The sequence below is a fragment of the Streptacidiphilus sp. MAP12-20 genome (assembly GCF_041262525.1).
Classification (GTDB): Bacteria; Actinomycetota; Actinomycetes; order Streptomycetales; family Streptomycetaceae; genus Streptacidiphilus.
Map to the genome: position 1 here is coordinate 81,691 of NZ_JBGCCK010000024.1, position 12,851 is coordinate 94,541.

10 protein-coding genes and 1 pseudogene are annotated in these 12,851 nt (G+C 70.2%); 6 read left to right on the forward strand and 5 right to left on the reverse strand.

All coding sequences use genetic code 11. From position 1 onward, the window contains the following. Positions 1–184 precede the first annotated feature (184 nt). Together ABIA32_RS27465 and cyaB are read left to right on the forward strand one after the other, a co-directional pair. Entirely contained in the window at positions 185–970 is a 786-nt protein-coding gene (locus tag ABIA32_RS27465) for a helix-turn-helix domain-containing protein (protein ID WP_370100953.1), read from the forward strand. Between the two features lie 15 nt (positions 971–985). Further along, positions 986–1,540 carry a class IV adenylate cyclase gene (gene cyaB / locus ABIA32_RS27470; protein ID WP_370100955.1) on the forward strand — a complete coding sequence of 185 codons (555 nt, stop codon included), beginning with the start codon at positions 986–988 and terminating at the stop codon, positions 1,538–1,540. 134 nt (positions 1,541–1,674) lie between these two features. Here the strand turns inward: cyaB and ABIA32_RS27475 are convergent, their stop codons facing one another. From ABIA32_RS27475 to ABIA32_RS27485, 3 genes and pseudogenes are all read right to left on the reverse strand, one after another. After that, positions 1,675–2,931 carry a VWA-like domain-containing protein gene (locus ABIA32_RS27475; RefSeq protein WP_370100958.1) on the reverse strand — a complete coding sequence of 419 codons (1,257 nt, stop codon included), beginning with the start codon at positions 2,929–2,931 and terminating at the stop codon, positions 1,675–1,677. Further along, positions 2,928–4,169, reverse strand: a complete 1,242-nt coding sequence (locus ABIA32_RS27480) for an AAA family ATPase (RefSeq protein ID WP_370100961.1) — start codon at positions 4,167–4,169, stop codon at positions 2,928–2,930. Before ABIA32_RS27480 ends, ABIA32_RS27475 begins: the two co-directional genes overlap by 4 nt. Positions 4,170–4,239: 70 nt before the next feature. Continuing rightward, positions 4,240–5,621: pseudogene (locus ABIA32_RS27485) on the reverse strand (hypothetical protein). A gap of 348 nt (positions 5,622–5,969) precedes the next feature. Here ABIA32_RS27485 and chvE point away from each other — a divergent pair. From chvE to mmsB, 3 genes are all read left to right on the forward strand, one after another. Beyond that, a complete protein-coding gene (gene chvE / locus ABIA32_RS27490; RefSeq protein WP_370100964.1) occupies positions 5,970–7,103 on the forward strand; it encodes a multiple monosaccharide ABC transporter substrate-binding protein in 1,134 nt (377 codons plus the stop codon). Between the two features lie 130 nt (positions 7,104–7,233). Continuing rightward, positions 7,234–8,772 (forward strand): multiple monosaccharide ABC transporter ATP-binding protein, encoded by a 1,539-nt coding sequence (mmsA, locus tag ABIA32_RS27495; RefSeq protein ID WP_370100966.1) that lies wholly within the window; start codon positions 7,234–7,236, stop codon positions 8,770–8,772. After that, positions 8,769–10,061, forward strand: coding sequence for a multiple monosaccharide ABC transporter permease (gene mmsB / locus ABIA32_RS27500; protein ID WP_370100969.1), 1,293 nt, complete (start codon positions 8,769–8,771; stop codon positions 10,059–10,061). Before mmsA ends, mmsB begins: the two co-directional genes overlap by 4 nt. Positions 10,062–10,144: 83 nt before the next feature. Here mmsB and ABIA32_RS27505 read toward each other — a convergent pair whose 3' ends face one another. After that, positions 10,145–10,384, reverse strand: a complete 240-nt coding sequence (locus ABIA32_RS27505; protein WP_370100972.1) for a hypothetical protein — start codon at positions 10,382–10,384, stop codon at positions 10,145–10,147. Between the two features lie 122 nt (positions 10,385–10,506). Here ABIA32_RS27505 and ABIA32_RS27510 point away from each other — a divergent pair, with 122 nt between their 5' ends. Further along, positions 10,507–10,731, forward strand: coding sequence for a hypothetical protein (locus ABIA32_RS27510; protein WP_370100975.1), 225 nt, complete (start codon positions 10,507–10,509; stop codon positions 10,729–10,731). A 24-nt stretch (positions 10,732–10,755) separates the two neighbouring features. Here ABIA32_RS27510 and ABIA32_RS27515 read toward each other — a convergent pair whose 3' ends face one another. After that, a complete protein-coding gene (locus ABIA32_RS27515; protein WP_370100978.1) occupies positions 10,756–12,816 on the reverse strand; it encodes a dipeptide ABC transporter ATP-binding protein in 2,061 nt (686 codons plus the stop codon). Between the last annotated feature and the right edge of the window lie 35 nt (positions 12,817–12,851).

Genomic DNA, 12,851 nt, shown 5'->3' on the forward strand with positions numbered 1-12,851 from the left:
ATCCCGTGGCCGTGTGCGACTGACTGCCCATACCTCCAGGTTCTGGTAACGCAGGGTGTCGACTCGATTCCCGAACGGTAATCTCACGGTGAGATGGATTCGTATACGCCACGTGGAGAGGGACGCGGTGGGATCACCAATCGCACCCATCGATCTACCCGAATGGGCATGGCAACGCCCAGAGATGCGCGAAGCACTGCGCGCCCGGCGCGTCGGCGACATCTTCCGCCAAGTCCAACAGTTCGGAATCAGCCAAGCCCGCATCGCGACCGCCACCGGCATGGCCCAGGGCCGCATCAACGAGATCATCAACGGCCGCCGAGAAGTGAGCCGCCTCGACGTCTACGAGCGCATCGCCGACGGACTGTCCATGCCCGACGACGCCCGACATCTGATCGGGCTTGCCTCGAATCGCTCCGCCCGCGTGGGTGGCCAGGCATTCGACCTCGCCGCCTTCCCCGAGGTCGTCCGCGTCTACGCGTCGCAGGCGAGTGCCACCGCTGACATCCAACGCCAGGCCCGTTCCGCGACCGAGATCGATCTCCTCGCGGTACGAGGCCTCGGACTGATCGGACTCAACGACTCACTCCTGCGTCCCTCGATTGCCGACGCGGCAGTTCGAGTCCGGCTTCGCGTCCTGCTCCTTGATCCCACGTCACCAGCGGTCGTGCAGCGGGCAGCAGAGATCGGCGAGTCCAGAGAGTCCCTCGCCAGTGGCGTCCTGCTGGCTGAAGCTCGCCTCAAGGAGCTGACGGACGTCTGCGATGTGGAGACATACCGGTACCGTCTGCTTCCAACATGGCGGCTCATCCGACTGGATACGACATTGTTCCTGTCGGCCTTCGACGAAGGCTGGGAAGGCCACGAGTCGGCTACCTACAAGATCATGCAAACGCCGCACGGGCCCCTGTTCCGCGGGTTCCGGCGGATGTACGAGGCGATGCTCGCGGCCAGCGAGCGCAGCAACTGACCGAGGGGAGCAGCGGTGATCGAAGCGGAGTTGAAGGCCGTCGTCCACGACCCGGAGCACGTCATGGCGCTGCTGGAGGCCCGCGCCCCGGGACGGCCTCAGGTGTACCAGGACACGTACTACGACCTGCCGGACGGCAGCCTCATGGACGGCGACCGGGAGCTGCGCGTACGGACCGTCCATGGTCGGAACGAGACCCGTTCAGTGCTCACCTACAAAGGCGCCCGAGTGGACGTATCGGGGTCGAAGCCCGAGCTTGAGACCCGCGTCGACGACCCTGCGGCGATGCACGCGATGCTGGCCGGCCTCGGCTACGTGAAGGCGATCGCGTTCGAGAAGCGGTGCCGGAACTACGAGTTCGAGGCGGCCAACCGAAAGATGCTCGCCACGCTGGTGCGCGTCCCCGAGCTCGACGGCACCTTCCTGGAGCTGGAGACGATCGTCGAGCAGGACGAGCTGACGGCCGCACTCGACGACATCCGGGCCGTACTGCAGAGCTTCGGGATTGGCGAGCAGGATCTGACGGACGAGCTGTACACCGACGCAGTGGCAGCGCGCCGAATGGCCTGAGCGAACGCAGTGAACCACCCCCGCACCAGCCCGGTTCGGGGCCTCGTCGCGTCTCGTCAGCCGCGCTGGCCGTTCACAGCCTGCGGCCCGCTGATCAAGCCGTGCCAGACGACCCTCAGGCCGGACCGGGGCCGTCAGGGCGAGCCGATCTCGACCACCCGGGCCCAGTCGGGCGGCGTGTCGGGCACGTAGTCGGGGTCGTCCTCGTCCCACGAAACGGACTCCAGCCGCCGGGGGAAGAGGCCCACCACCGTCCGGCACGACGGCCGAGCGTCCGGCCAGGGGGTCTGACCGTCGGTGAGCACCACGACGACGTCCGGACGCGGACGCGCCCGCAGCGCGGCTTGGAAGCCGGTGCGCAGGTCGGTGCCGCCGCCGCCCACGAGCGCGATGCCCTCGGCGCGGCAGAGCGGGTGCACGGTCTGCGCCGCCGCATCGCACGACACGACGGTGACCAGGTCGCGTCGGCCGCCGACGGCGCGGGAGATCGCGGTGACCTCGAGCAGCGCGCTGCCCAGTTCGGCGTCGCTGACCGACCCCGAGGTGTCGACGACCACGGCAACGCGCGGTGGCCTGCGCCGCAGGCTGGGCAGCACGACGCCGGGGACGCCCGCCGAGCGACGGGCTGGGCGGCCGTAGCTGTAGTCGTCGCCCGCGCCGGAGCCGGAGACCGCCGAGCGGATCGCGGCTCCGAGCAGCTCCCGCCAGGGCTGGGATGGGTGGAATGCCTCCTCGGCCCAGCGCTGCCAGCCCTTCGGGGCGTCCCCAGGACGGCCGATGATGCCCTGCGCCACGCGGAACCGCACGGCGTCGCGCTCCTGCTCGCTGAGTCCATCCGCGCCGTCCGGTCCCAGCTCCCAGCCGCGGTCGAGTCCGTCCGCGCCGCTGCCGCAGTCCAGCCAGACAAGCTCCTGCGTGCGCGGGCCGAGCCGGAACTGGCGGAGGTAGTCCTCCATGAGCTCCCCGTCGCGCAGCCCCAGGTGCACCGGCTGGACGGCGCCCTCAGGACGGACCAACCCGTCGCCGAAGGCGTCGTCGTTGATCTCGCAGTCCGCGGCGATGTTCATACGCAGCCGCTCCGCCGGACCGGTCAGGCCGTGCTCGCGGGCGAAGCGGTCGCTGCGCCCGTGATGGTCGCGCAGCAGATGCGAGACCTCGTGCACCCAGACCGCGGCGAGTTCCTCCACCGGCGTGCGGTCGACGAAGGCGGGCGAAACGTAGCACCGCCAGTGCCGGTCGACGGCCATCGTCGGCACCCGCCGCGACTCCACGGTGTGCAGCGCGAACAGCGCCGTCGCCAAGTAGGGGCGGGCTCGCGCGGCCTGCAGTCGGGCGGCGAAGAGCTTGTCGCGGTCCAGCACGGGCCGTGTGCCGGTTGCGCCGCTTGTCATCGGCCCGCCTTCGCGGCGACGGCGGCTCGCGCCGCCGCGTGGTCCGCTCGCCTGGAGAGCGACACCACGCCGGCGAGCCGCTCGATCGAAGCCGGCACGTCCCAGTCCTCACGGCGCAGCGAGGCGAGCGTGGTGGCGGGAACCACGACCAGGTCGGGAGCGCCGGTCTCCACCGCCCGGACCAGCAGCACCCACGCCGCGTCCCAGCGGGCCTTCTCCGGGCGTCGGCGGACGGCGGCCACCACGCCGTCGAGCACGGACTGGCGAAGATCCCCGCGCTCCGGCAGGGCGGCCCCGGCCGGGTCGGCCAGCAGCTCCTCCGGGTCCGGCAGGTCCATCCGGTCCAGGCTCGCGAGCAGTTCCAGTCCGGGGCCGTCCCCCACCGTTCCCCTGACCAGCAGCGAGAGCACGTCCCTCGACGAGCCGGCCGCGGCCGCGAAGGCGATCAGACTCAGCGTCATCTCCCAGCTCCGGGGGGACGGCCAGGGGCCGCCGCGCCGTGTCTCGTTCTTCGGCAGCTGGTGCACCAGCGCAGGGCGGGCGGTGAGCAGCCCGCACACTGCCCGGCGGGCGAACGTGACGGCGTCGGACAGGCGTTCAGGGTCGAGTCGGGGCAGGGTCGCCCGTGGCCAGGTCCCGCCGAGGCCTCGGACCACGACCTCGTGGTCGTGCGTCCACTGGAGATGCACGAAGCGGTTGGCCAGCGGCGGACTGAGCTCCCAGCCGTCGGCCGCTGAGGACCGCGGATTCGCGGCGGCCACGATCCGGACCCCGGGCGGCAGTTGCAGGGCACCGATGCGCCGCTCCAGCACGAGTCGGAGCAGCGCGGCCTGAACCGCGGGCGGCGCGGTGGAGAGCTCGTCGAGGAAGAGCAGTCCGCGTCCGGCCCGGACGAGTCGCACCGCCCAGTCCGGCGGGGCCATCGGGACACCCTGTTGAGCGGGGTCGTCTCCGACGATCGGCAGCCCGGAGAAGTCGGAGGGCTCGTGGACACTGGCGATCACCGTGGTGAGGGGAAGGTCCAGGGCTGCAGCGAGCTGTGTCAGGGCGGCGGTCTTGCCGATCCCCGGCTCACCCCAGAGCAGCACGGGCAGGTCGGCGGCGACGGCCAGGGTCAGCGCTTCCAGTTGGGTGTCCGGACGCGGTTCGGTCCCGGCGTCGCGCAGCAGGGCCAGCAGCTGGGCGGCGACGTCGAGTTGGGAGGCGTGGGTGGGAGAGGGCAGGGCGCGAGAGGGCATGTCGGATCACCTTTTGTGTCGTGAGGGCATGACGGCATGGCAGTGCAGAGAGGCTGGGCCGACGCCGGGATCAGCGGGCCGGCGGCCTTTGGGCCTGGCGTGGGTGGGAGCGGTGGCCGCCGGGATGGGGACGGATGGAAGGGATCGAGTAGACCGGGCCGACCACACGTCGGGGCCCGGGCCCGGCCAGGCCCGCGCGGAACAGGCCGTAGCGAATCCGCGCTCGGGCGGCCGCCTCCAGTTCGTCCCGCAGTTCGCCGCTGCGCAGCACGGCGTCGGGGCCGAGCAGGCCCTCGACCACGGCCAGCGCCCCGGCGATGTCCCCGTGGTCCAGGCGCTCGCGGACTCCGACGAGGCAGTCGGGGCGGCGGTGCGCCTCGTCGATGGCCTGGAGGCAGGGCAGCGGCGGACCGGAGAGCGAGGCGAGCAGTTCCTCGCGGCGGATCTCGTCCGGGCCGTGGTCCAAGGCCGCGAGCACCCCGTCGACCAGGCCGATCCGGTGCCGCGCCCCCCGGCATTCGACGAGGCGCGGTCGACCCGGCGGGTCCGGCCGCGGGGACGACCTGCTCGACGCGTAGCCCGGCACGAGCGCCGAGGCGACCAGGGGGTGCAGCCGATCGAGCCCTATCGCCCCGGCCCGGAGCAGTTCCAGATCGGGCAGCATCCACGTCGCGGCGTCGGGCAGGACCGGCAGCACGGAGTCGCTGCCGTCGCCGGGTGCCGCCGTGATGCGCAGCTCGGGCGTTCCGCTGCCGTCCGCGTCCAACGCCAGGACCAGCCCGTGCCGGCGGGCACCGAGCCGTACGGCGACCGCGCCCGACGTCCGCCCCTCGGCCCGGAGCAGGATGGTCGCCTCGTCCGCCCACCGATGGGCGGCACAGGGATGTCCGGACGGCGGTTCGGTCGGCAACCGGTCGGCGCCGGACCTGATCCGCAGCTCATCGGTCCTGCGGGCATCCCACAGGTGACGGTGCAGATCGAAGCGGAACCTGCGGCTTGGATGGGGATGCGGGTGGCGCGCCGCACCGGCCTCGCCCTGGCGGGACCCGTCCCACAGCGCGAGACTGATCCGGCCCAGGCCGGTGGCGTCCGGACCACCAGCTGCACCGGGCCACCCGCGCCGTCGTCGGTGTCGTACCGAGCCAGCGCGATGGTCAGCCCCGGGCGCAACAAGCCGTCGGGCGCGATCCTGGGCAGGTGCCAGCGCAGCAGGTCAGGAGCCAGTTGCCGAAGATCGGCCCGGAGCCTGGTCGCAAGCGCGTGGCCATGGGTGCGCGCCACGACACGCAGGTTGAGGTCCACGTCGACGCCTGCGGCGGCGCACGCCCCTGCCCAGTCCCCGGCAGAGCGGCGGGCGGTGGCGGTCTCGATCATGGAGGCCGGCACGGCGAACTCGCGCACGCGCAGCCAGTAGGAAGGGCGGGAATCCCGATTCGCGATCTGAGTGAGCATCAGCACTCACCTTGCGCGGACCGGACCCCCATTTCGATCAGAGAGTGTGTCGTCATCGCGGGGAGCGTATCCCCCCGGGCCGCCCGCGTGCCAGACCATTTCCGCCGCGCGGGAGCCGGGCGGATCGAAGGCCATCCACTCTCCCTAGGCGACTCATCGATGTGTGCGCTAACAATCCTATCGGGAGCAGCGGATGAAGAAGCACGACCGGCGGACGCACACCATGTGTACAGAGTCGTAATGCAACCGAAACGTCGCAGACCGTTGCCCACAACCATGTGAGCGCTAACAATCCTCTCAGCACCCATGGCTCCACCACGCGTCAGCCGTACCAGCTAGGAGAACCCCATGCGATTCCGGAGACTGGCGACAGCGACCGTCTCGGCGGCCCTGGCCGTCCTACTCGCCGCCTGCGGCAGCAGCACCAAGACGGTCGACGCCAAGTCGTCGAACCCGGCCGGATCGAACGTCGGCGCTCTGGTGGGCGTCACCATGCCGACCAAGTCCTCCGAGCGGTGGATCCACGACGGCGACAACCTCAAGTCCGCGCTGGAGAAGCTCGGGTACAAGGTCGACCTGCAGTACGCGGAGAACGACATCCCGACCCAGGTCAACCAGATCGAGGACCAGATCACCAAGGGCGCGAAGCTGCTGATCGTCGCCTCCATCGACGGCACCGCGATCACCACCCAACTGCAGGAGGCGGCCGACAAGCACATCCCGGTCATCGCCTACGACCGGCTGATCCGCAACAGCCCCAACGTGAGCTACTACGCCACCTTCGACAACTACAAGGTGGGCGTCGAGCAGGCCACCGAGTTGCTGGTCGGCCTCGGCCTGAAGAAGGAGGACGGTTCCTCGGGGTCCGCCAAGGGCCCGTTCAACGTCGAGCTGTTCGCCGGGTCCCCCGACGACAACAACGCCACCTTCTTCTACAACGGCGCGATGGCGACCCTCAAGCCGTACATCGACAACAAGACCCTGGTCGTCAAGAGCGGTGAGACCGACTTCAAGACCGTCGCGATCCTGCGCTGGGATCCGGCGACCGCGCAGAAGCGCATGGAAGACCTGATCACCAAGACCTACTCGTCCGGCGCCAAGGTCCAGGGCGTGCTCTCCCCCTACGACGGCCTGTCCATCGGCATCCTGTCCGCGCTGAAGAGCGCCGGGTACGGGACCGCCGGTCAGCCCTACCCGGTCGTCACCGGCCAGGACGCCGAGCTGGCCTCGGTCAAGTCCATCATCGCGGGCGAGCAGTACGCCACGGTCTACAAGGACACCCGGCAGCTCGCCGCAGTCACCGCGCAGATGGCCGACGCGGTGCTCAAGGGCACCACGCCGCAGGTGAACAACACGACCGACTACAACAACGGCGTCAAGGTCGTCCCCTCGTTCCTGCTGCAGCCCGTGGCGGTCTACAAGGACAACTACCAGAAGACCCTCGTCGACACCGGCTACTACACCGCGGCCCAGCTGCAGTAGTCCCGCGACTCCGCCGCCGGCGCGCGTACCGCGCCGGCGGCGGGCCCACGGACAGACCCAGGGGCCCCCGGTGCCTCGGGAGCCCCTGGGTCGAACCGAACGGGCCGAACCGAACAGAAGGTGCGGTGAGATGGCCGACGTCATCCTCGAAATGCGCAATATCACCAAGACGTTCCCCGGCGTCAAAGCCCTCCAGGAGGTCAACCTCTCGGTCCGCCGCGGCGAGATCCACGCGATCTGCGGCGAGAACGGCGCGGGCAAGTCGACCCTGATGAAGGTCCTGTCAGGGGTCTACCCGCACGGCAGCTACGAGGGCGAGATCGCCTTCGAGGGTGAGCCCTGCCGCTTCTCCGGTATCCGGGACAGCGAGCGGCAAGGCATCGTGATCATTCATCAGGAGCTGGCACTCTGTCAGCAGTTGTCGATCGCCGAGAACATCTTCCTCGGCAACGAGCGGGCCTCCCGCGGCCTGATCGACTGGAATCGGACCAACCACGCGGCCGCCCGGCTGCTGGAGCGCGTCGGGCTGCGGGAGAACCCGGTCACCCGAGTGCTCGACATCGGGGTCGGCAAGCAGCAGTTGGTGGAGATCGCGAAGGCGCTGTCCAAGGAGGTGAAGCTGCTCATCCTGGACGAGCCGACCGCCGCGCTGAACGACGAGGACTCGGCCCACCTGTTGGACCTGCTGCGCGGCCTGCGGGAGGACGGCATCACCTCGGTGATCATCTCGCACAAGCTCAACGAGATAGCGTCGATCGCCGACTCCACCACGATCATCCGGGACGGGCGCACGATCGAGACCCTCGACATGCACCGGGACCAGGTCACCGAGGGCCGCATCATCGCCGGCATGGTCGGGCGCGACCTGGAGCACCGCTTCCCGCCGCGCACGCCGCAGATCGGCGAGGAGGTGCTGCGCGTCGAGGACTGGACCGTGCACAGCCCCACCCAGCACGGCCGCGTGATCGTCTCGGGCGCGAATCTGACGCTGCGCAAGGGCGAGATCGTCGGACTCGCCGGGTTGATGGGGGCGGGCCGAACCGAGCTGGCCATGAGCGTCTTCGGCCGGTCCTACGGCGTCGACATCAGCGGCCGGCTGGTCAAGGACGGCGAGCAGATCCAGGTGCGGACCGTACGCGACGCGATCCGGCACGGCATCGCCTACGCCACCGAGGACCGCAAGCGCTACGGGCTGAACCTGGTCGAGGACATCCAGCGCAACGTGTCCGCGGCCGGTCTGCGCAAGCTGTCGCGTCGCGGCTGGGTGAACGAGCATCAGGAGCGGGACGTCGCTGACCGGTTCCGGGCCAGCATGAACATCAAGGCCCCTTCGGTCCGGAGCGTGACCGGAAAGCTGAGCGGCGGCAACCAGCAGAAGGTCGTGCTGTCCAAGTGGATCTACACGGATCCCGACGTGCTGATCCTCGACGAGCCGACGCGCGGCATCGACGTCGGAGCGAAGTACGAGATCTACACGATCATCAACCGGCTCGCCGACGAGGGGAAGGCGGTGCTGGTGATCTCCTCCGAACTCCCCGAACTGCTCGGCCTCTGCGACAGGATCTACGCCCTCTCCGAGGGCCGGATCACCGGCGAGGTGAGCCGGGCCGAGGCGACGCAGGAGCGCCTGATGCACTACATGACCATGGGACAGGAGCAAGCGCGATGAGCGATGTCGCACCGCAGGCCACGAGCCTCGCGTCCATTCCGGAGCCGGCGGCCGGCGACGAGCCACCGGCGTCGCGGTCGCCACGACTGCGGCTGCGGCTGCGGCTGCGGCCGCAACTGCCGGTCAACATCCGGCAGAGTGGCATCTACATCGCCTTCGCGCTGATCGTGGCGCTGTTCTCCGTGTTGACGCATGGTCAGCTGCTGTCGTCGGAGAACATCTCCAACATCATCGTGCAGAACTCCTACATCCTGATCCTGTCCATCGGGATGATCCTGATCATCATCGCCGGGCACATCGACCTCTCCGCCGGCTCCGTGGTCGCGGTGACCGGCGCGCTGTCGGCCGTACTGATGGTCAACCATCATGTGCCCTGGCCGCTGGCGGTGCTGATCACCCTGGTGGCCGGCGGGCTGATCGGCGCGTGGCAGGGCTACTGGGTCGCCTACTTCGGCATCCCCGCCTTCATCGTCACGCTGGCGGGCATGCTCGTCTTCCGGGCGCTCACCATGACCGTGCTGGGCAACCAGGGCATCGGACCGTTCCCCGACGGGGTGCGGACCCTGTCGAACGGCTTCACCGGTGGGTTCCTCGGCAACATCGGCCTCGGTGCGCTCGGGGGTGCGGACCTGTTCAGCCTCCTCGTCGGACTGGTGGCGATCGTCGGCCTGGCGACAACCCAGTGGCGGACGCGCCGGGCCAGGATCGGCTACGGACAGGAGGTGGAGCCGCTCGCCCTCTTCGTGGCGAGAATCGCGCTGGCCTCGTTCGTGATCATGGCAGTGGTCGTGCAGCTCTCCCGGTTCAAGAACCTGCCGTGGGTGCTGGTCCTGCTCGCCGTCCTGGTGCTCGGCTATTCGCTGGTCAGCAACCGCGCGGTCTTCGGCCGCCAGATCTACGCCATCGGCGGGAACCTGCAGGCGGCGACGCTCTCCGGGATCAAGGTCAAGTCGGTCACCTTCTGGATCTTCGTCAACATGGGCGTGCTCGCGGCCCTCGCGGGCGTCATCTTCGCGGGCCGGCTGAACCAGGCGGGACCGACGGCGGGCAACTCCTTCGAACTGGACGCCATCGCTGCCGCCTTCATCGGCGGAGCGGCGGTCCAGGGCGGCGTCGGCAAGGTCGTCGGCGCGATCACCGGCGGTCTGATCATGGGTGTCATCAACAACGGCATGTCGCTGGTCGGCGCGCCCAGCGAGCGCGTGATGCTGGTGAAGGGCCTGGTCCTGCTCGCGGCTGTCGCCTTCGACGTGTGGACGAAGCGCCGCTCGGGCGCGGGCGCACGCTGATCCGCTGGTCGGTCCCGCCCGGGTCACCCCCGGGTCCGTCGCCGCTGTGGGCGGGACCGACCGGCGCTGAGCGGAAGTCTCGGCTATGAGGCCAGGTGACAGTTGGTCAGCCGCATCGGCAGGAAAGCGGGCAGCGCCTCGGCAGCACTGTGGATGTCGTTCGTCTGGACGGTCGCAGTCGAATCCGAGTCGCCGACGTTGCACACGTAGGCCTGACTTTGAGCGGACGAGCCCGGGTCAGCCATCGCTGTCCCGGGCATCGCGGTCAGACTCACGCTGAACAGCAACCCGCTTGCCAGAAGGGTGCCGACCCGCCGGTTCATGACGTCTCCTTGGACTCGGGGAAATAGGGAGAAACTGGTTCAAGTTACCGCCTTCGGACCATGCGACGACGGACACGACACGACGCCCAAAGGGTGACTGCCCAAGATCTACACTCCGTTCCATGACCAACGAGATCCGGTGCACCCAGTGCGGCGCCATAGGACTCCAGCCCGGCTTCATCGAAGACCCGCGTGGCTCCGGGGACACGCGCTGGGTCGCGGGAGCCATCGAGCGCGGGCCCCTCGGCGGCGCCAAGCGGATGGGCCGCAAGCGCATGCAGATCGACGCGTTCCGATGCCCTGACTGCGGCCACCTGGAGCTCTTCGCCACCCAGGAGCCCCGCTAGTCGCAGCTGGGACGGCTACGCCCGTCAGCCGCCGGAGGCGTCCGTGGCGGCGACGGCCGGGGTGTCGGAGAGCGGCGGCTGGAGCGGAAAGTGGCAGGCCGCCGTGTGGCCCGCGCCGAACAGGCGCAGGACGGGCTGCTCGTCCGCGCAGCGTTCGCGGGCCAGGGGGCAACGGGTGCGGAAGCGGCAGCCCGAGGGCGGGTCGACCGGGCTGGGCAGTTCGCCGCTGATCCCGGACCCGCGTTTGGCCCGCTCCAGGTCCGGGTCCGGTACCGGGACGGCCTTCAGCAGGCCGGCGGTGTACGGGTGGGCGGCGCGCAGGTGGATGTCGTCGGCGCTGCCGACCTCGACCAGGCGGCCCAGATACATGACGCCGATCCGGTCGGCGAGGTAGCGGACCACCGCCAGGTCGTGCGAGATGACGACGTACGACAGGCCGTGCGACGCCTGGAGACGGTTCATCAGGTTGAGCACCTGGGCCCGAACGGACACGTCCAGCGCCGAGACCGGCTCGTCGGCGACGATGAGTTTAGGCGTGAGCGCGAGTGCGCGGGCGAGGCCGATGCGCTGGCGCTGACCGCCGGAGAACTCGTGCGGGTACAACTCCGCGCCCTGCGTGGGCAGGCCGACCTCGGCGAGCAGCTCGGCGACGCGGGCCCGCTGTTGGCGGGCCGAGCCGAGGCCGTGGATCTGCAGGGGTTCGCGCAGGATGCTGCCGACCCTCATCCGGGGGTCGAGGGAGGAGAACGGATCCTGGAACATCATCTGCAGGTCGCGGCGACGCCGACGTAGCTCGCGGCCGCGCAGCCGGCCGAGGTCGGTTCCGTCCAGGGTGACCGTGCCCGCATCGGGCCGGTCCAGGCCGACCAGGAGGCGACCGAGACTGGTCTTGCCGCACCCCGACTCGCCGACCAGGCCGAAGGTCTCGCCGGGGCCCAGCGTGAGGGAGACGCCGGAGAGGGCGTGCACGACGCGCCGGCCGCGGCCTGGCAGCCGGTTCCCGCGCACCGGGAACTCCCTGACCAGGTCCCGCGCTTCCAGCAGCGGCCGGTCGGGGACCGCGACCGGCGCGGCGGCGGGGCGCGGCACCACGACGGCGGATCCCAGCGGCAAGGGACCACTCGTCGGATGCCAGCAGGCGTACCGGTGGCTGTCCGGGCCGGTGAGCTCCGGTTCCTCGGCGCGGCAGCGGTCGGTGGCGTACCGGCAACGCTCGGCGAAGCGGCACCCGGCCGGCGCGGCGGTGAGGTCCGGGGGCAGGCCGGGGATGGTGGGGAGTTGCCTGTCCGGGTCCTGGTCCAGCCGTGGCACGGAGGCCAGCAGGCTCTGGGTGTAGGGGTGGCGCATGCCGCGGAAGAGCCGGTCGGTGCCGGTGCTTTCGGCGATGCGGCCCGCGTACATGACGTTGACGCGGTCGGTGTGGCCGGCGGTGACCCCCATGTCGTGGGTGATCAGGATCATCGCCATGCTGAGCCGGGTTCGCAGGTCGGCGAGCAGGGCCAGGATCTGCGCCTGGATGGTGACGTCCAGGGCGGTGGTGGGCTCGTCGGCGATCAGCACCCGGGGCTCGGCGGCGAGCGCCATGGCGATCAGCACCCGCTGGCGCATGCCGCCGGACAACTGGTGCGGGTAGTCGTTGAGCCGCTCGCGGGGATGTGGCAGGCCGACCAGGCCGAGGACCTCGGTGGCGCGGTCCGCTGCCTCGGCCCGGGTGCAGCCGCGGTGCAGCAGAACGGGTTCGGCGACCTGGTGGCCGATGGTCTTGGTGGGGTCCAGGGCGGTCATCGGGTCCTGGAAGACCATCGCGATGTCGTTGCCGCGCACCCGGCGCAGTTCGCGTTCGGGCAGCCCGACCAGTTCGCGCCCGTCCAGCGTCACCGAGGAGCCGCCGACGAGCGAACCGCCGGGCGGCAGCAGGCCCATGAGGGACAGGCCGGTCATGGACTTGCCGCAGCCTGATTCGCCGACCAGGCCGAGGGTCTCACCGGCCTCCAGGGTGAAGGAGACGTCGTCCACGGCCCGGACGACCCCGCGACGGGTTCTGATGTGGGTGGTGAGGTTCCTGACCTCAAGGAGGGGTGCCATGCGTGTCGTCCTCGGATCAGTCGGCAACGGTCAGA

Excerpts from the sequence above, each read along its gene's own strand:
- ABIA32_RS27465 (WP_370100953.1), top strand. The coding sequence starts at position 185 with ATGCGCGAAGCACTGCGCGCCCGGCGCGTCGGCGACATCTTCCGCCAA.
- ABIA32_RS27475 (WP_370100958.1), bottom strand. The coding sequence starts at position 2,931 with ATGACAAGCGGCGCAACCGGCACACGGCCCGTGCTGGACCGCGACAAG.
- ABIA32_RS27480 (WP_370100961.1), bottom strand. The coding sequence starts at position 4,169 with ATGCCCTCTCGCGCCCTGCCCTCTCCCACCCACGCCTCCCAACTCGAC.
- chvE (WP_370100964.1), top strand. The coding sequence starts at position 5,970 with ATGCGATTCCGGAGACTGGCGACAGCGACCGTCTCGGCGGCCCTGGCC.
- mmsA (WP_370100966.1), top strand. The coding sequence starts at position 7,234 with ATGGCCGACGTCATCCTCGAAATGCGCAATATCACCAAGACGTTCCCC.
- mmsB (WP_370100969.1), top strand. The coding sequence starts at position 8,769 with ATGAGCGATGTCGCACCGCAGGCCACGAGCCTCGCGTCCATTCCGGAG.
- ABIA32_RS27505 (WP_370100972.1), bottom strand. The coding sequence starts at position 10,384 with ATGAACCGGCGGGTCGGCACCCTTCTGGCAAGCGGGTTGCTGTTCAGC.
- ABIA32_RS27510 (WP_370100975.1), top strand. The coding sequence starts at position 10,507 with ATGACCAACGAGATCCGGTGCACCCAGTGCGGCGCCATAGGACTCCAG.
- ABIA32_RS27515 (WP_370100978.1), bottom strand. The coding sequence starts at position 12,816 with ATGGCACCCCTCCTTGAGGTCAGGAACCTCACCACCCACATCAGAACC.